The sequence below is a fragment of the Pseudalkalibacillus berkeleyi genome (assembly GCF_021608225.1).
GTDB classification, from domain to species: Bacteria; Bacillota; Bacilli; order Bacillales; family Fictibacillaceae; genus Pseudalkalibacillus; species Pseudalkalibacillus berkeleyi.
This window is the reverse complement of record NZ_JAKIJS010000005.1, coordinates 37,095-61,487: the sequence shown is the minus strand read 5'-3', so window position 1 is coordinate 61,487 and position 24,393 is coordinate 37,095. Positions and strand designations below refer to the sequence as shown.

Annotated in this window: 23 protein-coding genes and 2 riboswitches; of the genes, 1 reads left to right on the top strand and 22 read right to left on the bottom strand. The window is 39.7% G+C overall.

Annotated features, from left to right (window positions below; all coding sequences use genetic code 11):
* Positions 1-604: 604 nt before the first annotated feature.
* The 19 genes from L2716_RS17755 to L2716_RS17665 all read right to left on the bottom strand — a co-directional run bounded on the left by L2716_RS17755 (position 605) and on the right by L2716_RS17665 (position 20,422).
* Positions 605-1,447 (bottom strand): hypothetical protein, encoded by an 843-nt coding sequence (locus L2716_RS17755; protein WP_236338968.1) that lies wholly within the window; start codon positions 1,445-1,447, stop codon positions 605-607.
* A 244-nt stretch (positions 1,448-1,691) separates the two neighbouring features.
* Positions 1,692-3,026 (bottom strand): vWA domain-containing protein, encoded by a 1,335-nt coding sequence (locus L2716_RS17750; protein WP_236338966.1) that lies wholly within the window; start codon positions 3,024-3,026, stop codon positions 1,692-1,694.
* Between the two features lie 36 nt (positions 3,027-3,062).
* On the bottom strand, positions 3,063-3,359 hold the full coding sequence (locus L2716_RS17745; protein ID WP_236338964.1) for a hypothetical protein: 297 nt from the start codon (positions 3,357-3,359) through the stop codon (positions 3,063-3,065).
* A 21-nt stretch (positions 3,360-3,380) separates the two neighbouring features.
* A complete protein-coding gene (locus tag L2716_RS17740; protein ID WP_236338962.1) occupies positions 3,381-3,578 on the bottom strand; it encodes a hypothetical protein in 198 nt (65 codons plus the stop codon).
* Between the two features lie 290 nt (positions 3,579-3,868).
* Positions 3,869-4,159, bottom strand: coding sequence for a hypothetical protein (locus L2716_RS17735; protein ID WP_236338961.1), 291 nt, complete (start codon positions 4,157-4,159; stop codon positions 3,869-3,871).
* Positions 4,160-4,196: 37 nt separating this feature from the next.
* On the bottom strand, positions 4,197-5,456 hold the full coding sequence (locus L2716_RS17730; RefSeq protein ID WP_236338959.1) for a hypothetical protein: 1,260 nt from the start codon (positions 5,454-5,456) through the stop codon (positions 4,197-4,199).
* A gap of 38 nt (positions 5,457-5,494) precedes the next feature.
* Positions 5,495-6,217 carry a CS domain-containing protein gene (locus L2716_RS17725; protein WP_236338951.1) on the bottom strand — a complete coding sequence of 241 codons (723 nt, stop codon included), beginning with the start codon at positions 6,215-6,217 and terminating at the stop codon, positions 5,495-5,497.
* A 5-nt stretch (positions 6,218-6,222) separates the two neighbouring features.
* Positions 6,223-6,597 carry a TadE/TadG family type IV pilus assembly protein gene (locus tag L2716_RS17720; protein WP_236338942.1) on the bottom strand — a complete coding sequence of 125 codons (375 nt, stop codon included), beginning with the start codon at positions 6,595-6,597 and terminating at the stop codon, positions 6,223-6,225.
* 13 nt (positions 6,598-6,610) lie between these two features.
* Entirely contained in the window at positions 6,611-6,814 is a 204-nt protein-coding gene (locus L2716_RS17715; protein ID WP_236338939.1) for a hypothetical protein, read from the bottom strand.
* Between the two features lie 51 nt (positions 6,815-6,865).
* Entirely contained in the window at positions 6,866-7,804 is a 939-nt protein-coding gene (locus L2716_RS17710) for a type II secretion system F family protein (protein WP_236338937.1), read from the bottom strand.
* A 4-nt stretch (positions 7,805-7,808) separates the two neighbouring features.
* The gene (locus L2716_RS17705; protein WP_236338935.1) at positions 7,809-8,738 is read right to left on the bottom strand and encodes a type II secretion system F family protein; all 930 of its coding nucleotides are present in this window, start codon (positions 8,736-8,738) and stop codon (positions 7,809-7,811) included.
* Positions 8,738-10,012, bottom strand: a complete 1,275-nt coding sequence (locus tag L2716_RS17700; protein WP_425589740.1) for a TadA family conjugal transfer-associated ATPase — start codon at positions 10,010-10,012, stop codon at positions 8,738-8,740. Before L2716_RS17700 ends, L2716_RS17705 begins: the two co-directional genes overlap by 1 nt.
* Before the next feature lie 82 nt (positions 10,013-10,094).
* Positions 10,095-11,213 carry a CpaE/TadZ family protein gene (locus tag L2716_RS17695; RefSeq protein ID WP_236338923.1) on the bottom strand — a complete coding sequence of 373 codons (1,119 nt, stop codon included), beginning with the start codon at positions 11,211-11,213 and terminating at the stop codon, positions 10,095-10,097.
* Positions 11,214-11,235: 22 nt separating this feature from the next.
* Entirely contained in the window at positions 11,236-11,964 is a 729-nt protein-coding gene (gene cpaB, locus L2716_RS17690; RefSeq protein ID WP_236338921.1) for a Flp pilus assembly protein CpaB, read from the bottom strand.
* 503 nt (positions 11,965-12,467) lie between these two features.
* A complete protein-coding gene (locus L2716_RS17685; RefSeq protein WP_236338911.1) occupies positions 12,468-13,763 on the bottom strand; it encodes an NCS2 family permease in 1,296 nt (431 codons plus the stop codon).
* A 148-nt stretch (positions 13,764-13,911) separates the two neighbouring features.
* A riboswitch (purine riboswitch) is annotated at positions 13,912-14,013 on the bottom strand.
* Between the two features lie 78 nt (positions 14,014-14,091).
* Entirely contained in the window at positions 14,092-15,630 is a 1,539-nt protein-coding gene (guaA, locus tag L2716_RS17680; RefSeq protein ID WP_236338909.1) for a glutamine-hydrolyzing GMP synthase, read from the bottom strand.
* A 210-nt stretch (positions 15,631-15,840) separates the two neighbouring features.
* A riboswitch (purine riboswitch) is annotated at positions 15,841-15,942 on the bottom strand.
* Between the two features lie 43 nt (positions 15,943-15,985).
* A complete protein-coding gene (locus L2716_RS17675; RefSeq protein ID WP_236338898.1) occupies positions 15,986-18,199 on the bottom strand; it encodes a DUF4129 domain-containing transglutaminase family protein in 2,214 nt (737 codons plus the stop codon).
* A complete protein-coding gene (locus tag L2716_RS17670) occupies positions 18,186-19,451 on the bottom strand; it encodes a DUF58 domain-containing protein (protein ID WP_236338881.1) in 1,266 nt (421 codons plus the stop codon). Before L2716_RS17670 ends, L2716_RS17675 begins: the two co-directional genes overlap by 14 nt.
* Positions 19,448-20,422: an AAA family ATPase gene (locus L2716_RS17665; protein WP_236338879.1), complete on the bottom strand. Its 975-nt coding sequence runs from the start codon at positions 20,420-20,422 to the stop codon at positions 19,448-19,450. The genes L2716_RS17670 and L2716_RS17665 overlap by 4 nt, the downstream gene beginning before the upstream one ends.
* 296 nt (positions 20,423-20,718) lie before the next feature.
* Between L2716_RS17665 and L2716_RS17660 the strand changes: the two genes are divergently transcribed.
* Positions 20,719-20,976, top strand: a complete 258-nt coding sequence (locus L2716_RS17660; RefSeq protein ID WP_236338877.1) for a hypothetical protein — start codon at positions 20,719-20,721, stop codon at positions 20,974-20,976.
* A 647-nt stretch (positions 20,977-21,623) separates the two neighbouring features.
* Here the strand turns inward: L2716_RS17660 and L2716_RS17655 are convergent.
* From L2716_RS17655 to L2716_RS17645, 3 genes are all read right to left on the bottom strand, one after another.
* Positions 21,624-22,364, bottom strand: coding sequence for a hypothetical protein (locus L2716_RS17655; protein ID WP_236338867.1), 741 nt, complete (start codon positions 22,362-22,364; stop codon positions 21,624-21,626).
* A 154-nt stretch (positions 22,365-22,518) separates the two neighbouring features.
* Positions 22,519-23,304, bottom strand: coding sequence for a GNAT family N-acetyltransferase (locus tag L2716_RS17650; protein WP_236338864.1), 786 nt, complete (start codon positions 23,302-23,304; stop codon positions 22,519-22,521).
* 371 nt (positions 23,305-23,675) lie between these two features.
* Entirely contained in the window at positions 23,676-24,392 is a 717-nt protein-coding gene (locus L2716_RS17645) for an Rv1352/Rv1906c domain-containing protein (RefSeq protein ID WP_236338854.1), read from the bottom strand.
* Position 24,393 lies beyond the last annotated feature (1 nt).

Below are 24,393 nucleotides of genomic sequence, written 5' to 3'. Positions count from 1 at the left end.
GTTTGACTTGCTCATAATTTTAAATCGAAATTGATTCAGGGTTCTTTATAAAAAGACCCGTGTTTCACGCTTGGCTTTTGTTCAGTTTTCAAAGAGCTGTGTGCGCCTCTCCCGAAGCGACTTAACCAATATACCATCTAAACAACAGGATGGTCAACCATAAATCTAAAAAAGTTTTAAAAGGATTTTTAATAGGGTTAGTGAATTAAATTAATGTAGTAAGAAAGTGCTGTGGAGGATGGTGAATACGCTTGTACAGAATGCTCTATTCAATGATGTTTCTTCTCTCATTTTACGGGTTTTTGCAATTAACCAAGTTCACATTCCAAAACCTAGTTCCCTACAGTACGATGGCAGATATCGTACATATTTGTTTGGCAATTGTAATGGGGGTACCTTTCTCGTCACTAATGGCTAGATGGTTGACACCATTCAAAAGGAAAGAAGAATAGCAGCTTGCTATTCTTCTTATCTCATCTATATTAATATCGAATCTATTTTTTATGATGGGTTTTTTCAAATTCCTTAGGGTCAGGATCAAAATACCAAAAATGCAAAATTTATCCTGAAGATTGATTTATTATGAATGTTCAAATATTGTTAATTAGTGTTTCTTATTTCTTAACTTTTCTTTCATATCTTTATCAATTATCTGTTTAACTTCTGCTCGTATATTCTCTTCAAGTTCTTTCATACCTCTCTCACCAGCTGAATATGGAACAGATTTTCCACCTATGACTATCTCAAAGGATTGTTGAGAAATTCGCAACTGATTTACCGTTTTCTTTTCTAAATACAAATTTAGTAGGTCTTTTAGATATTTATCGAAGTTTTGGTATGGTTCATTCTCCAAATGGTCACGAATACGTGCGACATGGTCTGTAATGGAAAGTTGCTTTCTGCCTTGTTCATACATGATTTGGTTGTGAGAAATATTAAGCTCCATCATCCTGTCGACCTCTTCACTAAGGAGATACCCTCTGTCTAATACGTCTTTTTCAATTGATTTCATCTCAACAAGAATATCATTCAACTTCCATGGAAATCCAATGACTTCATCAAGTGTTTGTACTACTGTTTCAACCTCTTCATTTATCTCATCCGTTTCAACATCAGAAGCACCTTTGACATCAATTAGAAGATTTTTCAATTGTTCAAGCACATCTACTGGTTTCTTCATATCTGGAAATAATTGATCTCGTGCGACATTAATGATTCGATTAAAGTTATAGATATTTGAAAAGGCTTCTATAATTCCCTCATTCTCAATTGGGCTTCCATCATAAAGTACAGCCATTCCTTTCACCCTTCCCAAAAGGGAATACGTTACATAATAAAACATTTCACCTTTCCATTTGAACCCATAATTGAATAGATCATAGGATTCGAGGAATCGTTTATGTGTACGGATTTGTTTATTTAATTCCGATGTTAGTTTAATCGACATCATCCTAACTCCTTTTTATCAATTTAAGAATCTGTCAGTCATTGTAATTGTTCTATCCGGCTTGTATAGAGAAAACGCTTACTTATCAGCTATAGATCCGCCTTTACTAAGAATCACTAAACAACTCTGCAGGATTAGGATATTGCTCTTTTCCATATGGTGACTGTAAATATGAAATAGACTAGGACAACGAAGTAAGTTTCATTATATTCTCCTTCTTAACGCCCCTCTCTAATAGCGCTTACTATTTAGCTTCTTGTTCTCTTTTTTCTATTTCCGCTTTTGCTTTATCCTTTGATTCTTCTAGTTCTTGTTTCATTTTTTCATATCGTTCTTGGCTGTATTCGTCCATGACTTTTGAACGCTCCATAATTAAATCCGAAAGATCTGAATAAACGTCTTCCTTTAAGTCTAGCTCATCGTCAATTGCAAATAATAAGTTATCCAAAACTCGATTCTCGTCACTTGTATAATTTTGAAACTTTTGTTTAACCTTACGTAGTCCATTCGATTGCTTTACATACCATGAGTTAAGTGATATTCCTTCCTTGACTAGATCGAAGTCTTTTTTAATGTCTTCTCTAATTTGATTGGTCATTTCAAAGAGCGCATCTTCTAAGCTTTTCTTTGAACGAACATCTCTATATTCTCCGCCACCCGCTTGTGCGGTATGCTTCAATTGGTTTTGCCCCTCCTGATTAACGTCAAACCCAATTACATTTACAGTGACATTTAAATCAGAATCATGGATTTCTTTAGCTGCCTGAACGGGGTCCCCATCACACGTTTCTACACCATCACTTATGACATAGATAATATTCTTTACATTTTGGCTAGCGTTATTGTTAAAATCTTCTTTTGCTAGATTGAGTGAAGAAGCAATTGGCGTCCAACCTGTTGGTTTAAATTCTGAGAGTGCAGAATTAAAGTCCCCCTCATTATATTTGTCCAATGGATAAACAACTTCACTACTATTACAAGAAACTTTTTTATCTTTGTCAGCATTACTACCTTTATGACCATACACTCTTAGTGCCACTTTAGTGGAGGGCTCAAGGTGACCCGTTACTTGTTGAAGCGCAGATTTTGCTAGATCCATTTTAATACCACCAGATACACTACCTGCCATACTGCCACTAGCATCTAATAGGAATACAATATTCTTTGGTTTTTCTTCCTCTTCTTTCTCCCTACCCAATGTATAAGTGTTGTCAAAATCATCATATAATTTCACAGCACGATCATATGGGAGTGCGCCTTTTGCAATGATAAAATCATATAGTTGATCACTCGTGAGATCCTTTGGTAGCTCATTAATTTCTTTTTTGAACTTTTGTTCCATGGCTGTTTCGTCTATGTTTTCGACGCCATCATCTATCAATACCTTGGTGATTTCTCCAGCACCTTGTTCAATAATCCCCTGTGCATCTTTTGGAGCCTCAGGGTAATCAAACGTCTTTTCCTGTTTTTCTTTCGGCTTTTCGCCTTTTTCTGTGTTTTCACCGCTTTGGTCATTCGAACACCCGGCGATGACTAGTATTAATAGAATGATAGACGAGATCAGATAAGTTCTCCTCATAATACTCCTCCTAAAGCTTTATCTTTTTATGTAAAGTTAGAGCTGATTAATGATATAAAGTCCCCAATAAAAAATGGCAGTCCAAAAAAACGCCTGTCCAGCTAGTCTCAGAGTAATTTTCTCTACTTTATTCCGTTTACAAATATGTGCAACGACAAAAAAATAGTATCCAACAATAGATAAACCAAAAAGAACATACATCCAAGGAGTGGAATGCATAAGGACCAACCGATCCCCTTGCACCTCACTGGTCATCAAGAAAATCATTAATATAAACAAAAGAGACACTCCGAATGATGACCACTGAACAATCGTCCAACCTTTACTGCTCACATAAAACACTCCTTGAATGAATTAATTAAAGTCTCCCCTTAAGTACCAAATGAACATTAGTCCGCCAACTGTAATTGCAATCCACAATAGCGTCTGACCAATGACTTTAGCATTGACCGTTCTTCCATTCCGTCTACGTACTTCAGCCAAAGTAACCGTAAAACCCGATACAACTATAAGGCCAATTAACCAATTAAACCACCATTCGCCAAACACCATCCCCCACAGGTTCGGATGTTAAATAAGCAAAAAATCACCCAACATGTAATTTGTATGATTCTCCATGTTTTATCGTTCATTTTATGATTCCCTTTTCAATTCCATAATAGTTTTTTGTGACGATGAATCTGATCCAGATAAAACGCTCTTAGGTTAACTTCCTGTTAAATAACGAAACAATAGGATGACTATAACCATAAACCCTATATAAAAATGGTTTAGAAGAATACAATAACACTAAGTATATAAATACATTTCCACATTCTATCCGTATTCATTGATTAATCCTACTAACTAAAATCTCCTCTCAAGTACCAAACGAACATTAGTCCGCCAACTGTAATTCCGATCCACAATAACGTTTGACCGATGACTTTAGCATCTATTATTCCACCATTACGACTTCGTACTTCCACAAGAGTTATAGTGCAAATGCAGATGCCTATTAACACTAACATCCAATTAAACCACCATGGACGCTCTATCATTCTCCTGATGCCATTTCCAACAGGATCAGTTGCAGCAAAATAAGTAAACAAAATCCCACTAATTGAAATTACATAACATATTATTTGAATCATTCTCCATTTTTTATTACTCATAGAGTACTCCTTGTGTCTATTTATTTTTACTGGCGTTTACTTTTTTATCTGAAGAGTCTGTAAAAATATCACCAATTTGTTTTTTAATATATTCATAGGTGTATTCAGCGCTAGTGTTATTGACAAATTTAGTTACAACTGCATCTGGTATTACAAAAGTCAATCCTACTGCTGATCCCACTAAAAAGTCCGTACCAGTAGCATCACCTTTAAAGGCTTGAATAGCAACATTAGATACTCCTCCTAGTGTTGCACTTCCAAATATCGGCGAAGCCAAGCCTTGGAATGTTTTTGCCGAACTCCAAAAACTTTTTGTTAATCCAAAGCCAAGAGGTGCGGTTATTAAAGCAATTCCTGTATCAACCACCATCTCTCCACCATTAATATCCCCTGTAAAACCTAAGTTAACTAAGTGTGAAAAAGCGGTTATTAAGGACGCTGGACCTCCAACCTTCATCCAAGCTCCACCTAGTCCTTTTGCTACTTGCAATCCTGCTCTTATACCGCTTCCTGTTGCGAATCTGTTGAGGAAGTATCCTAGTCTCATCGTTGCGAGTTGTCGACCTGCAAATACTCTTAACGAACTTAGGCCTGCACTAACAGCACCAATGGCTTGACCGACACCACCAATTATAGCTCCTCCTGCTGTCCACCCCAGCGACCCTAAGAAACTGTATGCTTCAGATCCGCCGTTTAGTAGATAGTAGAGTCCGCCTGCTATTCCTGCTCCAGCAACAGCGACTGCTGCAACGGGTGCGGATATGACACCGGCAATTGCCGTACCTACGACCGCTGCTGAAACCCCTAAGAATGATATCGTTGATTTGACCCAATCAGGAGTGGCTGCCCAAACATCGCCAGCCCATTCAGTAAAGCCTTCCCAGGCATTCTTCGCAAATGCCCAACCATCGGAGAGCATTCCTTTTGCCCAGTTCCACCCCTCAGAAAACTTGTTTTTCATCCAGTCCAAGCCTTCTGAAACCTTATCTTTTATTAAATCAAACGCATCACCAACTGCATCTACTGCTGGTTGGAAGAAATCTTTAGCTTTCCCGAAAAGACCTTTAGCACCGTTTAGCAAGTCTTCCAATTTACCAAGTAAACCGTCTTTATCCCCGTCGTCCTTTTTACCGTCACTTTCGGTACTCGTCAGTCCATTATCCTCATAATCGAAGTTTCCTATGTTTGCACTTACCTCAGAAACCGGTAAGAGAAATGCAAATAGGGCGACCATCACTAGAAGTATAGTCTGCCTTTTTTTCGTAGATTCCATCATTCCCTTTCCTCCCGAGTTCTCTCACAACTCCTAATCGTTTAATGCCACCATCCACCACAACTAATATCAATTTTTTTGGGCCGTTTGATTGTAGCTGAAGCATCCGCTTTAATGCCATCAAACAACGAATCTTCTGCTGTCACATAAGTACCTTTCTTCTCAGATTCTACGATGATCCTAAATTTTTTCTTGTCGAACTTGACCATTACGTTTTTATCAGCGCCATTTTTCTTCGCGTATTCTTCGGCTGCTTTTCGAATCCTATCCATATTGTTTGAAACAGATGAACATGCCACTGTACTAAGTTCATCCTCATCATAAAAGTACTTCAACGCCTCCACAGGGTCGACCTTTACCTCGGGATCTTCTAACCAATCTCGTAGATTGGGAGGCATCGTTGCTTCTTTGTATGATTTGTTTACTTCATCTATGATGCTATCAAGTAAAGAATCTTCTTCTGGAGGAGGATCACCTTCCTCCCCCTCTTCTTCTTCACCTGCAGCTTTTTCGTCGTCAAAAAGATCTCTTAAGCCCTCTAGTTCGGTCTTAATCATGGAAGTATATTCTTCCTCATATACTTCTCTGGCTTCCTTTGCAGCTGCAAGAGCGGCTGCGTCAGCACTCGTTTGACTTACTCTTTTGGAAATATATACGTTAAAGAAATCGAAGAACATAAAACTGATAAAAATGGAGGCAAGAAGCATTCCTACAATTATGAATAACATGCCGCCGCCACGTTCATTTTTTAAGTACTTTTTCATGGTCATCAACTCTCAAATTCTTTTTCAATCGGTATGGTAGCATCCGCATCCAATGTGTAGTTAATTTTTCCGATGAACGGAATGGATACAGTCGGAACCTTAGCTACTACTATCACGGTAACTTCTTCAGCAGATTCATTAGTAGTGACACTTTGTAATTTCAGACCACCTGCTGATCGTTCCGCTACTTCTTTTGCATTTCCTTCTACAGCCGCAGCACGGGCACCATCACGGGCTGCAGATTCAGTAATGACAACCGTGTAAGCAACTAAGGCCATTTGCCAAATAAACAGCATCGCTAATATGACCATTGGAAACACCGCGATAAACTCAATTAACTGAGAACCACGTTCATTTTTGACGATTTTTCTCGGCTTCATTTTCATCATTAGACTACATGTTATTAATTAGTTCTGCTATTTTGGATACGATGGCATCCCCAATCGCTCCGCCGTTACCTTTAACAGCTGTAGCAACTGCAGCCATGACCGCCAACACGACCAATCCTAACGCTACCCACTCAAGCGCTTGAGCTCCTCGTTCATTTTTTACGTATTTATTAAGTGCTGACGTCATCTTCACATACATGTTCATCATAATAAGATTTCTCCTTTAGTTTGTTTTTTTATTTATTGTGAACCCTTCCTATTAGAAGAAGGAGTCTAGACCAAATGCACTCGGATTATATATAACATTCAAAATTAACATACCAATAATAAGGAAGAATACAGCTGGTGCTACAAAGAACGTTGTAACAAGAGTAATTTGCGGGCTTGCTTTTGCAGCCTTCTCTTTAGCCTTAAAGCCACGCATCGCACGTAGATCATCCGCCTGTATTTTAAACGTTTGTGAAACTGGCACACCTAGAGATGAACCTTGAATTAAAGATGTTACGAGCATCTTCAGTTCTTTAGAATAATTACGATTCAGTAGATTTTCATATGCCGTTCGCCTCGGAACACCTAACTCAATCTCTCTACTAAACCGATCAATCTCTTCACTTAGTGGTCCAGATAATTGTTTTGTTACTTGCCTAAGCGCACCATCCAAACTAACACCCGCTTGGAGCGTTACACTTACTGTATCTAGAAAATCCGGCATCGTCGCGCTAATTTGCTCTTGTCGTTCTCGAGCTTTTAACCATAGCCAGATGTTTGGCCCGAAGAAGCCACCCAAAGGCAAAAGAACCATCATCATAAGGCCGAACGGTAAACCTAGAAAGACATAAAGAATAGTGAATAGCAATGCGCTCAGGCCTAAAACAAACCTTAATCCATAAAAGCTTTCTAGCCGTAAGTCCATGGGGTTTCCAGCACTGACAATCAATCTTTCGTCTTTCTCTTTGTCCGAAAAAAACGGATATTTAATCCCAGTTGGTCCCGCATACTCTGCAGCCTTGATAATCGGTTTAGCCATTCTTTCTCTGAATTTCAGTCGTGCTCTCATTTGTGTTTCAGATATTTTCACATGGGACATCAACCGTTGTTTCTTCCCGATGAATAAATAAACGTATACAAATCCAATTAATAATAAGAGTAAAATTATGCTAAACAGCAATACTGTATAAACGCTGAATTGTGAGCTCATCTCTTTACACCCTTATCCTTGTAATCCGTTTAATAAGTATGAAAGCAAATCCAATCATGCAAGCGAATACGGCTAGCAGTATCAATCCGAAAGTCGTAAAAAGGACATTCAAAAACCCTTTAATGAATAGGTTCATCATCACAGCCATCATGAGTGGCATGATCACCAAAATATAAGCAATTGATTTCGATTCTGCAGTAACGGTTTGAATTTCCTTATACACTCGCGCACGTTCTTCAAGTGTTCCTGCCATCAAATCTAGAATTTCTGCTAAATTTCCACCTACACGCCTTTGTATCAGGACTGTACTCACGAAGATGTTAATTTCATTGCTCGAAACTCGCTCTCGAAATCTGTCCATCACTTCATCAAGGTCATCTCCTAATCGGAGCTGTTGATCCATCTGTTTAAATTCAGGACCAGAAGGCGCCTTTACTTCATTTCCAACCATCGCAATTCCTTGTGGTATCGTTTGTCCAGCTTTCACGGCATTGGCCATCATCCGACAAATTTCCGGTAATTGTTGATTAAAGCTTTCGTTCCGCTTGTTTTGCCTAGAACTAAGATAAAGCTTGGAGGCTAGCCAAGTAATCAAATAGGAAATCGTTAAGCCGATAAACAAATATAACCCTAATATAAAATAGTTAAAAAACCATAATGATGTCAGCGTGAGTATATAAATACCCATGTATTCGGAAGGCTGTAATTGAATATTGGCCTGGACCAACTTTTTCTTCAGATCACTTGAGAGTTCAGATTGATCAAAGCGATCCCCAATTAATAGAACAAAACTCTTCCGCTCTAACTGATTGGCATCCTCAAACCATTCTTCAGCTCTGCTTGTCGTTTTCTTAATGGTCATCATGCGCTTGAAGTAATAAGCGGATAAAATAAAGGCACAAAAGGAAGCACTTAAGAAAATCCACGGCAGCATTATTCGAGCACCCCTTCCTCAAACATCAAATCAGGAACTTGGATGCCATGCGCCTTAAACCGTTCATATGCTTTTGGTACATACCCGGTTGCCTCGAAGTGACCTTTTACATTTCCATTTGTATCTACTCCTGTACGAACAAATCGGAAAATGTCCTTGATTACGATCTCTCCACTTTCCTCATATACCTCAGCAATACTGACCACCTTACGCTTTCCATCAGTTTGCCGTGATGTCTGGATAATCAAATCTAATGCACCTACAAAATAACCTCGAATGACATCAACCGTTAGCGATAAACCAGACATAATGACCATTGCTTCCAGACGCCCTAGAGCATCCTTTGGTGAATTAGCATGGACTGTTGTGAGTGAGCCTTCATGCCCAGTATTCATCGCTTGGAGCATATCTATCGCCTCCGAACTTCTTACCTCACCTACGATAATTCGATCAGGGCGCATCCTTAAAGCATTTTTTACAAGTTGGCGAATGGTTACTTCACCTTTCCCCTCCATGTTTGAAGGTCTCGCTTCCATTCTGACGAGGTTATCGTATGTAAATCTCAATTCTGCCATATCTTCAATCGTAACGATCCGTTCACCCTTTGGAATGGAATCAGATAAGACATTTAGCAATGTCGTCTTCCCACTACCTGTTCCACCTGAAACTAGGACATTGAGTTTTGCCTGAACCACTGCCTTCAGAAATTCCCCCATCCGATTCGTGAAGGAATCGAATTGCATTAAATCTTCCATTGTAAAAGGTGTCTTATTAAACTTCCGTATCGATATAGACGGACCATCCAGCGTAATAGGTGGAATAACAGCATTTACACGACTACCATCCAATAGTCGAGCGTCAACCATCGGTGAACTCTCATCAATTCTTCGTCCTAATGGCGCGATGATTCGATCAATGATATGACGGATGTGCTGATGATCTTTGAACTGGATTTCTGTCCGTTCAAGCTTTCCTTTCCGCTCGATATATACCTCTCTCGGTCCATTAACCATAATTTCAGTAATGGAGTCATCTTGTAGTAATGCTTCTAGAGGACCATACCCCACAGATTCATTTATAATTTGGCGGATAATCTGATCCATTTCATGCTGAGGAATGATGACCTTCTCTTCTTCAATCATCTGCTTCACTAAACGTTCTATGGTTTGTTTTCGTTCTTGAGGAGGTAAAGTCGTAATTGATTCAAGATTAGATTCTTTAATTAAACGACTCTTATAATGCCTGACCCAAGAATCCTGTTGTTCAGACTCCACATCCCAATTCTTTTCAATACCGTTTTGTACCGAAGTTGACCCTGATGCTTTTTGTAACCAAGACAATTTCCATCACCACCTTTTATAACAACACTTTTTCTACATAAGAACGAACATCTTTAGCAGGTTTAAATTGTCCTTTATCCTTTTCCTTCTTATAGAAGCTGTCACCTAAATTTAAGTAAGGTTGCAGAGCAAAGTAGTCTGAGCGAATACTTGCGTCAATTTCTTTTCCAATTAATTTCGAAACATCCTTTTGACCTAATTCACTCTTAGGGTGAACACGGTTTAATAAAATAGATAAACTGCCTCGATTTCCTAGTTGAAATCTTTCAAACAATGCATTTGCATGCTTATAGCTTCTTAAAGATAGACTATCTGGGTTTAAGATGTAATGGATTTTGGTTGCCTCGTTTAATCCTGCAAAGCTAATCGTGTTGATCGCTGTCGGTAAATCTAAAATGACGTGATCGAAATGTGCACGACATGTCCGAATGATCTTCGTGATCAATTCCTCTGAAGTTTCTTCCGCCTTAGCTGGGTTTGCCGGGCCCAACAAAATATAGTTCCCGGTCTCCTCATCCTTTGTCGCTACATTTTCAATATGGTTGAGGGATAGTTCTTGCATAACTGGTTGTAGATCCAAATACGAACGACTATCTTTGACACCATACACGGTTTCTAGTCCGCCAAATTGTGCACTTAAATCTATTAAAATAACCCGTTTGTCGTGATGAATTTGCAAAGATTGTGCAATCATAGAAGCCATAAGCGTCTTACCGCTTCCACCCTTTGCACTGTAGAAGGCATTAACCTGTCCGCCGCCAAAGGTTGTATCTCCAAAGCTCTCTTTTTGCTTTTCCACCTTCCCTTTTACAGAAGAGATGATGTCATTTAGGCGCGATTGCTCATCAGGGTAAACGACAACATCATACGCCCCAGCCCTCATCCAGGCTCTTCCTTCATCAAATGACCGTTCAGAACTCATGCCTATGATGAAACTTGAAGCGGGTGCTGTAAATTCTTCTATCATTTTTAACGATTTATAGTCTATGAAATAAAATGTATAGTTTGCTTGAGCAAATGAACGTTTCCATTCGATATTCACTTCAGCTTCAATTTCATGAGCCTCTAGGATTTCTATTAGAGAATGTTGTATTGTCTCGTTTTCAGTAATGATTATTGCTTTCATTTGGCTCATTGACGACCGTCTCCTTTAACGATTACTGATTGTTTTTTTGAGCATCTTCACTTTTCTTTTCTTTATCCTTTTGCTTAGGAGGGTTCCCCTCTGATTCCTTGGGTTCCTCACTCTTTTGTTCAGGTTTTTTGGATTCGCTACTTTTCGTAACTTGATTGACTCTCAGGACTCGAATTTGTTTAGCGGCATTCTGTGTATAAATTAACTTTTCAGCATCTGTAACAGATAAAGAAACCTTTATCGCAGGTGGTCCTTCTTTCTTTTCTTCAAACTGTACGACTTTTATGTTTTGAAGGAGACGTTCTGTCGTAACACCTTCTTTATTCTTTAAAACAGAAATGACATCGACGAGATCTCCTTCTGCTACTCCTTGGTCTACTAATACGTTTTCACTTGGGTTCAACCAAACCACACGGTGATCCGCGGGTATATCTATTTTTTTACGGACAACACTCTTAGTAACGAGGTCTCCTTCTTTCAAATTGACAATTGTAATAGAATCCTTCATATCGTCAGATTTCTTAATAAAAGAATCTACCTGAGCAGTCATTGGCATCTCAACCCATTCAATGTCACTCTCGTTAATTGAGGTGTACGATTGAATATCTGTATCTGCTGCAGCCACTTTAACTGTCTCTCCTAATGAATCTTGCGCCATTTGTATTTGATTGATAATAAACCCCGCTGCCACAACAGCTAAAATAAAAGCCAAGGTTAAAAATATAAATGCTTTTCGTTTGGCATCGATCATTGCTTCGTCACTCCATCACTTAATGTTTGGTTGAGCATTTGTTAATTATGTATTACCATCTTTTAACGATGGTCCTTTCGCATGATTAAACACAAATATGACAAAATTTGTTCATATCCTAAGGAAAAACTACCAAACTACTATAGGTAGGTCAAAATAACTTTTATACCAACAATGTATTTTTTTGTAATTAATAATGGACTTCTTTACCGACCTCTCGAATTAAGGGTTTTTTCTTGTGAATTTCAGCGGTAAAAAAGACACCGCTACATTTTTTACAAAATTAGCCTTTTTTCTTGTTTATTCTTACATACCTCTATTGTGGTTACTGTTAAACCTGTTTTTAATAAGAAAAATAAGTCACCAGAAACATTTCGATAAAATTACAATTATGTTTATTAGATTTCACATTATAGGACTTCAGTCATTTTCTTGTTTTCTATTCATTAAAAGCAAAAAAGAGACTCCCCTTTAAGGGAAGTCTCTTATATTTGTATGTTATTCTAAGCCAAAAACACGAAGTATAGTATGAAGATGAAGAACATGGCGTACATGATTGGGTGGACCTTTTTGCCTTCACCTTTCACGATCATGGTGAGTGGATAAAGAATGAATCCGAGTGCAATTCCTGTTGCGATACTATAGGTCAATGGCATGGCGATGATCGTGAGGAATGCAGGTGCTGCAATTTCGAAGCGATGCCACTCAATTTTACCTAGTACCCCTACCATTAGTACCCCAACGATAATAAGGACGGGTGCGGTTACAGCTGGTGTAATGACACCTAGTAATGGTGAGAAAAGTAATGCGAGCAGGAAGAACCCTGCTGTTACAACCGATGTAAATCCTGTTCGACCACCAGCTGCGACACCCGAAGAGGATTCAATATACGCTGTGGTTGTCGATGTTCCAAGAACAGAACCGATCACTGTTGCTGATGAATCTGCAAGTAAAGCGCGGCCTGCTCTAGGTAATTTGTTCTCTTTCATCAGACCTCCTTGGGTAGCAACTGCCATCAACGTACCTGCTGTATCAAAAAAGTCGACGAATAAGAAAGTAAGGACGACGACAAGCATATCGATGGTCGAAATTTGGTCTAAATAAGAGATTGCAACACCGAAAGTTGGTTCTAAGCTCGGAACAGCCCCAACAACACCAGAAGGTAGAGGAATCAGCTTGAACACCATTCCGACAATGGCTGTGAGCACCATCCCGTAAAAAATACCGCCCTTCACACCTCTAACCATGAAGATGACGATGGTGACCAGTCCGAACACTGCAAGTAAAGTTGAGCCATTTGTTAAATCACCAAGCTGGACGAGTGTAGAATCATTGTTTTCTACAATACCAGCATTTTGTAGGCCGATAAATGCGATGAAAAGTCCAATACCACTAGCTGCAGCGTATTTCAATTCTTGTGGGATTGCATTAATAATTGTTTCTCTGATTTTCAATAATGTAATAACGATAAAAACAAGTCCAGAGACGAGAACGCCGGCTAATGCGGTCTGCCAAGGAATCCCCATAACCATGACGACTGAATAGGTGAAAAATGCATTAAGTCCCATACCTGGTGCTAGTGCAATCGGATAGTTTGCGAGTACACCCATAATCAGTGTCCCTACTGCAGCAGCAAGGGCAGTCGCAACAAACACTGCCCCTTTATCCATACCCGCGTCACCTAAGATCGCCGGGTTAACAAATAAAATATAAGCCATTGATAAGAAAGTTGTTAATCCTGCTATAAATTCTTTACGATAGCTCGTCCCATGTTCCTTAAATCCAAAAAATCGATCCATTCCCTAACACTCCCAATTGTCTATATTTCTTTCTATCTCTGATGAGCAACAAAGCAAAAAGCTCCAGGCAGGTTACCTGGAGCTTTAACGACAAAGGGAATAGAACGAACCAAAACGGAGCATCCATATCAAATGGACAGTCTCGTTCTATTGTATGAAATCCCTTCGTAGTCAAGCCATTTACGGTAGCCTGGTAGAAACTTTCGAGCCTTATTCTCGACGTTATACGATGGTTTTAAGTTGTATTTTTCTAAATTGTATGGGTTTTGACGAAATTTGTCAACACCATTTCCGAACAATGTGCTATCTTCTTTTATCTATCGTTCGTTTATTCCCACTCGATCGTGGACGGCGGCTTAGATGTGATGTCATACACGATTCGGTTGACATGATCGACCTCATTCACAATTCTTGTCGAAATTTTCTCTAGTACATCCCAAGGGATACGCGCCCAATCCGATGTCATGCCATCAATGGACGTAACAGCACGGATTCCAACTGTGTAGTCATACGTTCTTGCGTCTCCCATTACCCCTACACTTCTCATGTTCGGTAGAGCAGTGAAGTATTGCCAAATGTCGCGATCAAGACCAGCTTTCTTAATCTCTTCACGCAAAATGAAATCTGATTCACGGACGATTTTCAGCTTTTCTTCCGTCACTTCACCAAGCACTCGAATGCCAAGTCCTGGTCCAGGGAACGGCTGACGCCAAACGATTTCATCAGGCAATCCTAGCTCTGTACCGACTTTTCGAACCTCGTCCTTAAAGAGTGCATTGAGAGGCTCAATCAATTCAAATTGCATATCCTCTGGTAATCCACCGACGTTATGGTGTGATTTAATCGTTTGAGCAGTATCGGTACCACTCTCGATAATATCTGTATAAAGCGTACCTTGGGCAAGATAATTAATGCCTTCAAGCTTTGCCGCTTCTTCATCAAATACATAAATGAATTCGTTACCGATGATCTTCCGCTTCTGCTCAGGATCTGATACGCCTTCAAGCTTACTTAAGAAACGATCTTTTGCATCGATCTTGATCAAGTTCATGTTAAAGGATTCACCGAACGTCTTCATAACGCTATCCGCTTCACCTTCACGAAGGAGTCCATGATCGACGAACATACAAACAAGTTGATCTCCAATAGCTTTATGAATCAGTGCCGCAACGACTGAAGAGTCTACTCCGCCACTTAAGGCACAAAGTACTTTCTGATCTCCAACGATGTTTCGTACTTTTTCAACCTCTTCTTCAATAAAGTTTTCCATCGACCAAGCCGCTTCACACTTACAAATGTTCATGACAAAATTCTTTAGTAGTTCATTTCCATATTCACTATGTCTTACTTCTGGGTGAAATTGAACACCGTATAGGTTGCGAGATGGATCACTCATACCTGCAACTGGACAAGAAGGACTTGTCACATCTGTTTGAAAATCTTCAGGTGGAGCTACGACTAGGTCACCATGACTCATCCAAACCGTTTGCTCTTCAGGAAGGTCCTTGTATAGATCGTTGGCTTCTCGGATTGCGATTGTTGCTTTTCCATACTCACGATGATTCGCTTTCTCAACCTTGCCACCAAAGTGATGCGTCATTAACTGCATTCCATAACAGATACCTAGGATTGGAATGCCTAATTCAAAGATCCGCTCATCACATTGTGGAGAGTCTGGTGCATAAGCGCTGTTCGGCCCTCCTGAAAAGATAATCCCTGTCGGATTAAGCGCCTTAATTTCCTCGGCTGTAATCTTATGTGAATGGAGCTCACTATATACACCAAGGTCACGAATTCTCCTCGTAATTAGTTGATTGTATTGACCACCAAAGTCAAGTACGATAATCGTTTCTTCAGTTGCATGCATGCTTGTCAGCCACCTCTCTTAAAAACTTGTATTTGTATAGAATGAACGATGGAACAAGATTCGATCCATCATGTGAAAAGATGTACATAAATATATAAAGAAAACTTGGTAAAACCAAGCTATTTCGCGCAGGTTGAGCCTTAGTTGAACTCATATACAAAGGTATAAAAAAGAACCCATACCATTGAAGGCAGGGTCCTGTTGTGCGCGCATAACAGTGCCTGCCTTCATAGTCAGATCATTTACGGTGATCTGGTAGAAACATTCGGGCCATATTCCCAAACATATATGAAGGAAGAAGAATAATCCTAACGTATAAAATATGGATTTATTCTAACAGTCACCTATACCGCGGTCAAGGTCGTATCCTTTTAATTAAATTTTCCCACAATTCCTTCGTATCATTCCAGTCGACATGCTGACTCTGTAAACCATATCTTTCCTTCTCATATTTCTTCGTCAGTAGCTTCATATCGCCCGTATCGAGATAACGATCTACTTCAATTGCGTATTCACGCAACGTTTGTTGAGGTCTCTTCTTTACACCGTATTGCTCTAATAACCAGAGCAGTCGATGGTATGCGTCTTGGAACACCTTCTCATCTTCCCGTTTTCTAAACCGCCATAGAAAGAACTTATTCAACCATTTCTTTCTCGTCACAAAGGCTATTGTACCACCTAAAGCAGCCAGACCAAGAAGTCCTAGCGCGCCCCACTTTAGTACTGTAAGCACTTTTTCGACATCAAACGGTAGATTGAAACCTGATGATTTAGAGCCATCTTCAAGGTTTTTATTTTGTTGATTTTGATCGTCTTGCTCGACTGGAACATCTAGGTTCGTATCGTCTTCTTGGTAATCATCTACAAAGTTACCAAGGTCTCTAAATCCACGTGTCGGTTCAAATGGGACCCAACCAACACCTTCAAAATAGACTTCAACCCATGAATGAGCATTTGAATTAGTAATGACGTACTCACGAACACCGTTTTCGAGTGTTTTTTCATACTCCCCGCCAGTGAATCCTTTCACCCACCGCGTCGGTATGTCAATCGACCTTAACATGACCGCCATAGATGTGGAGAAGTTATCACAATAGCCAATCTTTGTATCAAACAAAAATTGATCAACGTAATCATCACTTTTCCCTGGTACCGCAACATCTTGTGTATTATACCCATAACCGTTATTAGCAAAATACTTTTCAATCGCTTTCGCTTTACCGTATGGGTCGTTTTCCCCTGCGGTAATTTCTTCCGTGAGCTTTTTCACACGATTCGGAAGGTTCTCAGGTAATTGCAAATATCGCTCATTAATATAGTCTGGATAATCTGTACTCGCGCTTCGAAGCATCGATTCTGAGAACTCAGGATACGTATAGTTGACCGTATAGTTTGGAATTCCTGACTCTCCCGCTTGTTTGAACGTCATCAACTTACCCGTTACCGTATTCATTTGGTAATCTCTATTTTCCTCGGTACCGACCGAGTTGATTTGACCTGGATAGATGATGAAAGGATAAAGACCCTTCTTCAATACTTCTACTTGTGCGGTCATTTCCTCTGTCCGAACGTCATCTCCATAAGTGATCGCATGAGGTGAATTTACAGTAATATTCTCAGGATTAACTTGTTCACTTGGAGGATCTGCAGGGTTTGTCTCCCAACCCTTACCTGTATAGAACTCTTTAGATTCCACTCTCCAGTAATGAACGTCTTTTATTTCTGTACTGAAAACAGGCGTATCATCAAACACAAACGGTCCACCGAGACGTGCATCGTTCGTTCCATAGCCAATTTTCTGTATACCGCCACCTCTACCTGCGCCTTCTCCTTCACCCGCTTGACTTCCGACCGCAGTAATAAACGGTACAGGATCCGGCCATTGCGGAGCTGCTTTCGGCGCTAAGTAACCGAGAACAGATGAAAACGAAATTAATAAGGCTAACGGTATAACCCACATAAGCGGAAATTGGTTTCGGTATACACGGAATCCTTTTTGTTCAATAATTCTAATAAACCGGAGGATGCCTAATAATACAAACCCAATCATCACCGTTCGAACAATGGCTGCTGTTGCATCATAAACGGTGAACGTATCTACAACGGTTACGTATAACACCGTAATGATGAAGAATAGAAATATTCTTCTTGCTTGAATCAGCCAGTAATGCATTAAATAGCTGATTAGCCATAATAGAATCAAGAACAAGAACGTTTTGCTCAAATTACTCATCGAATTCCAATCTCTCATCCATACAAGCTTAGACGCTTCGATTAGGTCATTAAATAAATAAGTGACCCATTGAACATCGAAAAAAGAGACAGGAAAATAGATCGTATGTAGCGCATAAGCGAGCGCTAAAACTTTGATTGGAGTGGCCACCCAAAACGATAGTTCAAAATAAGAAATCGTAAATAGAAACGCTGAAAAAAGCACAAAAATCGATAAGTAGTTCGTATCGGTAAACGTCGAAAGTGGACGTAACCATTCCCAAAACAGGAAGAATCCGAGCATGTATAAGAGAAACGAGCCTACTGAGAATTTTTGACGGTCATCAACTTGTGGCATTTTGAACACCCGCCTTTACAACCTCGTTAAAGTCATCAATGGTGACAGCGTACACGACTACATTACGTGCTCTCAATCTTGTTAAAAGGTGCTGCTCTTCCTTCGAAACTACCTTTTGCTTCGCAATATAGAAAAACATCGTTTGGATTTTGTTTGCAGCCATCCGTTCAACAGTGTTCACGAACGTATCGGAGAGATCTGGTGTAATGATTAAAACCGATACACCCTTAGCCATTTCGTGCGCTTCGTGCTTTAACACCGCTGTTAACGAAGACTTCGTATCCGGTTGAATTCGGGCTAAATGATACATCCATTTAGACTCGAAATTTTGACCTGACTGGAAGGATAACTGAGCATGCTCCCTCGCAATCGTATGAAAATCAACTGATGTCCCTTTAGTGATCGCATGCTTTAGAAGAGATGCCGCAAGTGATACGGCTCTTTCGAAAAGATGCTGACCATTTCGCTGGTAACCAGGGTGGCTACCATCAAGAAATACGACAAAGTCATCGTTTCGCTGCGTTTCAAACACTTTTGTAACAAGCTTGTTTGATCGAGCCGTTGCTTTCCAGTGTAACCAAGACATTTTATCCCCAGGTGTATAGTCACGGATACTAACAGCTGAAGTGAAGTCTTGCTGCGCTTGTTTCCCTGCTCTTTTTATCCCAGAAGGATGGGTCTCGAAAACGTTCCAGCCAGATAACGGTTGCGTTTTCGGATACACTTGAATCGACCTCTCTAAAGGAATCGATACCTTTTTGTTAATAAAACCAAATAAATCTCCTGTATCTAGAGATACGTTATTGAACGTGTGTATTCCCCTAGGAACAGGTTTAATGACATACGTGTAAGACGCCTTTCTTTTGAAAAGCGGAAATAACAGTGCTTTCGATTCTGATTGATAAACATAATGTTTCTCACTTGCATGGTTGCCGAGTAACTTCGGCAATTCGTCATTGATGACAAGATAGAAAAGGGGAATCGGAAGCTTACTATGAATCTTAATCGTCACTTCCACTGATTCACCAGCAATGAAATTTGATTTTTCTATCTCACGTTCTACTGAGATCTTAGATAAAGGAAAGAAAATGATGAACGTTGTATACAGCACTAGCGGTAGCACTGAATAGAACAAAAACCAGCTGACGAAACCTCCTTGGAACATCGCATAGGAAAAAGAGCTTGCGATCAGCAGGATAATGCCCACGATTCCTAGTGCTGTGCGATAGCGCGCAAGCTGTTTCTGAATCATACTCTTTCTTTCCTAAGTACCGGAACCGGCGTCCGTTCTAGGATTTCCTCCACTACTTTTTCAGGTGAGTATCCATCAAATCTAGCCTCAGGCTTTAAGATGATCCGGTGGCATAGAACTGATTTCGCCAAATATTTAATGTCATCAGGTACGACATATTCTCTGTTCAGTAGTAACGCATATGCTTGAGCTGTTTTCATCAGTGCGAGCGATCCACGCGGACTGACTCCGAGATGGATACCACTATGTTTTCTCGTACGGATGACAAGGTCAATGATGTATTGTTTAACTGATTCTTCAACAAAAATCGTTTTTACCTGTTCTTGTAGTTTCAATAAATCTTCTATTTCTAAAACTGCCGCCAACTCATCGATCGGTTGATGCTTTTCATTACGGGATAAAACTTGCATTTCCTCAGCAGCACTCGGATATCCCATATTGATTTTTAATAGGAAACGATCTAATTGCGCTTCTGGCAAAGGATATGTACCTTCATATTCAATCGGATTCTGAGTCGCCATAACAAAGAATGGATTCGGTAATTTATGAGTTACACCATCAACTGTAATGCTCTGCTCTTCCATAGCTTCTAAAAGTGCAGACTGCGTTTTAGGTGACGTACGGTTTATTTCATCAGCAAGCACAATGTTCCCCATTAATGGACCTGCTCTGAATTCAAATTCCATACTCTTTTGATTATAAATCGATACCCCTGTTAAGTCAGATGGTAATAAATCCGGTGTGAACTGAATTCGATTGAATTTCGCACCAATGGATTGTGCAATAGAGCGAACCATCATCGTTTTCCCAACACCTGGCACATCTTCAAGTAAAATGTGTCCCCCCGTTAGTAAGGAAACGATGCTTAACTCTGTCGCTTGCCGCTTGCCGACCATTACGTTTTCAACATTATCCACGACCTTCTTTAATTGTGGATGATATGACTCGTACCTTATGTTATTTGCTGCCATGTGATTTAATCCCCCTTAATTTTTACACCACTTAACCCTATACCTTTATCTTTATTTATTTCGTAGTATATTGACAAAATCCTTGTTTTTTTGAAATATTCACTCACATTGTAACAAATTGACAGAATAATAGATACGCCGGGTGGCAGGAACCAAATAAAATAACTAGAATCCCATTTCAAGGAGCTCCATTTTCAATCCTGACGACGAAGGTAGTGCGTTTAATCAAGAGAATGCGTTTTTTGTAATTGCGTGTATATTTTGTACATATATTTGATCGAAGGAGTGGTTGAAAAGTGAAAAAAATTTCTTTATTTCTTAATGGGTTTTGGCGCGAGCCGCTTTGGTTCAAATCGCTTATACTTGTATCGCTAATCTTATCTATCGTGTTCAGTTCATTCTTGATGTCTGATCTCCAGTACAGCGAACCAATCGCCAAACTATCTGCTGCCTTATTCTTTGGCATCTTTGCCTATAAATTTAGAATGAACCGTAAAGTATCAGGGGCGTTTATCCTCCTATCTGTGTTATGTATAGGAATTGTTGTTTTTTAATACCCCAACCTCTTGGACTGTCGAAATGATACTCAAATTTTGTAGATATTCCTCGGGAAATTGTAGAGAAATGAAAAAAAGCCCGCAATATTGTACATATCGCCTGCCAATACGTAGTTGAATGTGCATGATTGCGCGCTACAAGCCGTTAAGATGATTCATATGTAAGGTTTCTGTCCGCGGTAGAACGGAAATGACAATACGGCGGACAATAAGTAGGCTTTTCTGTCCGCGGTAGAACGGAAATACCAATATGGCGGACAGTATGTGGGCTTTTCTATCCGTGGTAGAGCTGAAATACCAATACGGCGGACAGTAAGTAGGCTTTTCTGTCCGCGGTAGAACGGAAATGACGATACGGCGGACAGTAAGTGGGCTTTTCTGTCCGCGGTAGAGCAGAAATACCAATATGGCGGACAGTAAGTGCCCTTTTCTGTCCGCGGTAGATCGGAAATACCGATACGGCGGACAGTAAGTGCCCTTTTCTATCCGCGGTAGATCAGAAATACCAATACGGCGGATTGTTAGCGAGGTTCCGCACACCAATCTTGATGTATCGCCAGGCGCTACACCTCATTCCAGCTATCTTTGAATCACAAAAAATGAACCGACCAATATGCTGACCAGTTCATTAACAACGCTTATTCTCATTTACCGAAGATGGATAAGATACCGCTCCATCGCCCTTTAGGCTTCTGTATCGCTTCTTCTAGACGTTTATTAAAATCATTTTGGGCACGCCACTCTTTAATTTGTTCGTCCCTCATACTTTTCATTTCTCTTTGTAAGGTCTCACTCTTTTTCTTTTCTTGTTGGAGCAATTCTTCATAGTGCTCTTTCTCTTGTTGTAACAATGTATCGTAATGAGCCTTTTGTTGTTTTGTTAGATTTTCGATTTTAACATTCGTTTTTTGTGCTGCATTCCCAATGCTGGAGCTAATCCCATGATGGTCTTGCTGCAGTTGAGAAACTGTGGTCTTTAGCTGTGACATATCGTTTTTCAATTGAACATTCATTTCTCGTGTAGCGGCGAGTTCGTTGACCACACCCCTTAGGACCTCTTTTAGTTGATTAGGATCAAAGGGTAGATTTTCATATGTATCGGGTATCGCTATCTCTGTATCATTTGAGACTTTTAATCTTTCTTTTTGTTGATACACAAGTGATTTGGCTGTATCGTCAAGGGGCTTGTTCGTATCGCGTAACGCTATGAGCGCTACGATATCTGTCTGAACAAAGATACGACGATCGCCATCTTTCAAAAATTCATAGCCATTCCGCTCTAAGATCTGCCCATACTTCCTTACAGTAGGTGTGGCAATTCCCACTTCTTCTGCTACTTCTTTAGTCGTGAATGCTCTTTCATTCTGTTGTATATCGCGTCGCATATCGGGCCTCCTCTACTATTAAATATGAGGGGTTTCGACAATAAATGCAAGACCTATTGGAAAGCGATACACAATTGTAATCAAATAAGTCTACTTCATCATTGGAAGTAGACTTTTACCTTCAATCTATCACCCAAGTATTCCTCATCATTTACTAGCTTTGTACTCCCTTAATACTTTTCCCATCTTGAAAAGCGTGACCGCATTGCAAGGTAAGTATCGTTTTAAATCCATTTCTGCTATAAACGTTTTCAACTCGTTCATTGATCGGGTGTACCCATAATTTGTCTAGCTGGAGGTTTTGAGCTTCTTTTTGCACATGTTGCAGCAACAAGCCAATTAGTCCCTTTCCTCTGTATTCTTCAATTGTGGCAACACTTTCTACTCTTCCTTGATTGCCATGAACAAATAAGCATGCTGTCGAACAAGGTGAACCTTTATATTTTAATAGATAGTGCGAATAACGAGGATCGTTAAATTCAGTTTCAAACGCTTTTTCGCGTACTACTCTTCCTCCAAATTCTTTAATCTGACACTCCACCCATGAGGCATCGTGTTTATTTTTAGTGGTTACTTTTTCTATCGTGACATCCTTATTTAAAGGTAACTGTATGACTTCTTGATTCCATAATTGAATGGGCTGCGAAAAGTCTTCGAATTGAAAGCCCTTCTCTTTTAATAAAGCAATGAAGCTTGCCATATGCTCAATGTCATACAGATAAAACCTAGGTGTAATACTCAAGGCTCTATAAAATGAAATGACCTCATCGATCACTTTTTCAGGATAATCAGGTTGTTTACTCACATGGGCGTGGTTTGCATCATAATAATCTGGTTGATGTTCGTTCGAAAACAAAACACCCCATTCAAGATCTTCTTTATTTGAAAAGGACTGCAAAAGTGCAAAATCAAGCTCTTCAATCTGTTTTCTTAAATCCATTTGTTTTCCACCTATTCTTGTGACCTTATAATTGACCTACTTATACAGTAACATTAAGAAAAATAATACTCTACTTGTGAAATCAAGACCATATCGCCTAGCGATACACATTTGTAAAACCGCAAAAAAAAGACTACCTCCGTAGGAAGTAGTCTTTTTAGGGATAAAAAATAGCTATACTATTTTCCAAGGGTGTGGCGCATGATTTTTCTTGAAAATACAGAACAATATAGGACGATATAAAACGTTCTGACCTCAGCTGTTTTTATTAATGTAATACGAGTAAATATCTTTATTTATATACTACTATGTATGCTGTTTATGAATTCACAATGTGGTCATATGGTCATAAACGTATTATATGGTCAAATTTATTGTTTAGTCCAAGTGCCTCCTCCAGAACTTTGGAAAGCAAAGTCAGACTCAGCTATTGTAACTATTGTAGCCCCATCAGGATTACCGTTAGCAATAACATCACCTAATTCCATCGATACACCCTTCAATCTAGCCCAGTACGTGCCAGATCCATCTAATTTATATTTACCAGGCTCAATATCAATCCCTACAATATGAACCCCATCACCGAATGAAGTTTTTATTTCATGTTTTTCCTTCTCTGTATCATCAAACAATCGCCATCCACTTGATTTAAAAGTTACTCCTTTATCTGAATCCTTAACTTCAATGTACCAAGGACCCATAGGGTTTGCATTAGCAATGATGTCTTCTAGCTGACCACTAAAACCTTTCAATCGATCAACATAGACCCCACCATCAGGATTATAATATATCCCTGGTTGAATATCAGAACCTACTTCATACATCCCTGAATCAAACGTCTCTACCTCTGGTTCTGCTGGCTCTTCTTCTGGTTCAGTAGATGTTTCTTCGCTTTTTTCATCGTCTGTAGATTCTTCTTCGTTGGAACTAGTATCTTCTGCAGCTACCTCATTGTTTGCTTCTTTTTTCGCAGGCTGGTCAGCGCTCTCGTCTCCTCCATTAGTTGCTATGGACCCAACAATAATTACAGCAAGCACCCAAACCCACCATCTCTTATAAATCGGCTTTTTCATTTTATCCTTTCCCATT

What these genes read in the sequence shown, in the direction of transcription:
- L2716_RS17730 (WP_236338959.1), bottom strand. Translation starts at nt 5,456, where the DNA reads ATGATGGAATCTACGAAAAAAAGGCAGACTATACTTCTAGTGATGGTC.
- L2716_RS17705 (WP_236338935.1), bottom strand. Translation starts at nt 8,738, where the DNA reads ATGCTGCCGTGGATTTTCTTAAGTGCTTCCTTTTGTGCCTTTATTTTA.
- L2716_RS17720 (WP_236338942.1), bottom strand. Translation starts at nt 6,597, where the DNA reads ATGAAGCCGAGAAAAATCGTCAAAAATGAACGTGGTTCTCAGTTAATT.
- L2716_RS17740 (WP_236338962.1), bottom strand. Translation starts at nt 3,578, where the DNA reads ATGGTGTTTGGCGAATGGTGGTTTAATTGGTTAATTGGCCTTATAGTT.
- L2716_RS17725 (WP_236338951.1), bottom strand. Translation starts at nt 6,217, where the DNA reads ATGAAAAAGTACTTAAAAAATGAACGTGGCGGCGGCATGTTATTCATA.
- L2716_RS17675 (WP_236338898.1), bottom strand. Translation starts at nt 18,199, where the DNA reads ATGCCACAAGTTGATGACCGTCAAAAATTCTCAGTAGGCTCGTTTCTC.
- L2716_RS17750 (WP_236338966.1), bottom strand. Translation starts at nt 3,026, where the DNA reads ATGAGGAGAACTTATCTGATCTCGTCTATCATTCTATTAATACTAGTC.
- L2716_RS17650 (WP_236338864.1), bottom strand. Translation starts at nt 23,304, where the DNA reads ATGGATTTAAGAAAACAGATTGAAGAGCTTGATTTTGCACTTTTGCAG.
- L2716_RS17715 (WP_236338939.1), bottom strand. Translation starts at nt 6,814, where the DNA reads ATGATGAACATGTATGTGAAGATGACGTCAGCACTTAATAAATACGTA.
- L2716_RS17645 (WP_236338854.1), bottom strand. Translation starts at nt 24,392, where the DNA reads ATGGGAAAGGATAAAATGAAAAAGCCGATTTATAAGAGATGGTGGGTT.
- L2716_RS17655 (WP_236338867.1), bottom strand. Translation starts at nt 22,364, where the DNA reads ATGCGACGCGATATACAACAGAATGAAAGAGCATTCACGACTAAAGAA.
- L2716_RS17695 (WP_236338923.1), bottom strand. Translation starts at nt 11,213, where the DNA reads ATGAGCCAAATGAAAGCAATAATCATTACTGAAAACGAGACAATACAA.
- L2716_RS17755 (WP_236338968.1), bottom strand. Translation starts at nt 1,447, where the DNA reads ATGTCGATTAAACTAACATCGGAATTAAATAAACAAATCCGTACACAT.
- cpaB (WP_236338921.1), bottom strand. Translation starts at nt 11,964, where the DNA reads ATGATCGATGCCAAACGAAAAGCATTTATATTTTTAACCTTGGCTTTT.
- guaA (WP_236338909.1), bottom strand. Translation starts at nt 15,630, where the DNA reads ATGCATGCAACTGAAGAAACGATTATCGTACTTGACTTTGGTGGTCAA.
- L2716_RS17670 (WP_236338881.1), bottom strand. Translation starts at nt 19,451, where the DNA reads ATGATTCAGAAACAGCTTGCGCGCTATCGCACAGCACTAGGAATCGTG.
- L2716_RS17685 (WP_236338911.1), bottom strand. Translation starts at nt 13,763, where the DNA reads ATGGATCGATTTTTTGGATTTAAGGAACATGGGACGAGCTATCGTAAA.
- L2716_RS17665 (WP_236338879.1), bottom strand. Translation starts at nt 20,422, where the DNA reads ATGGCAGCAAATAACATAAGGTACGAGTCATATCATCCACAATTAAAG.
- L2716_RS17710 (WP_236338937.1), bottom strand. Translation starts at nt 7,804, where the DNA reads ATGAGCTCACAATTCAGCGTTTATACAGTATTGCTGTTTAGCATAATT.
- L2716_RS17735 (WP_236338961.1), bottom strand. Translation starts at nt 4,159, where the DNA reads ATGATTCAAATAATATGTTATGTAATTTCAATTAGTGGGATTTTGTTT.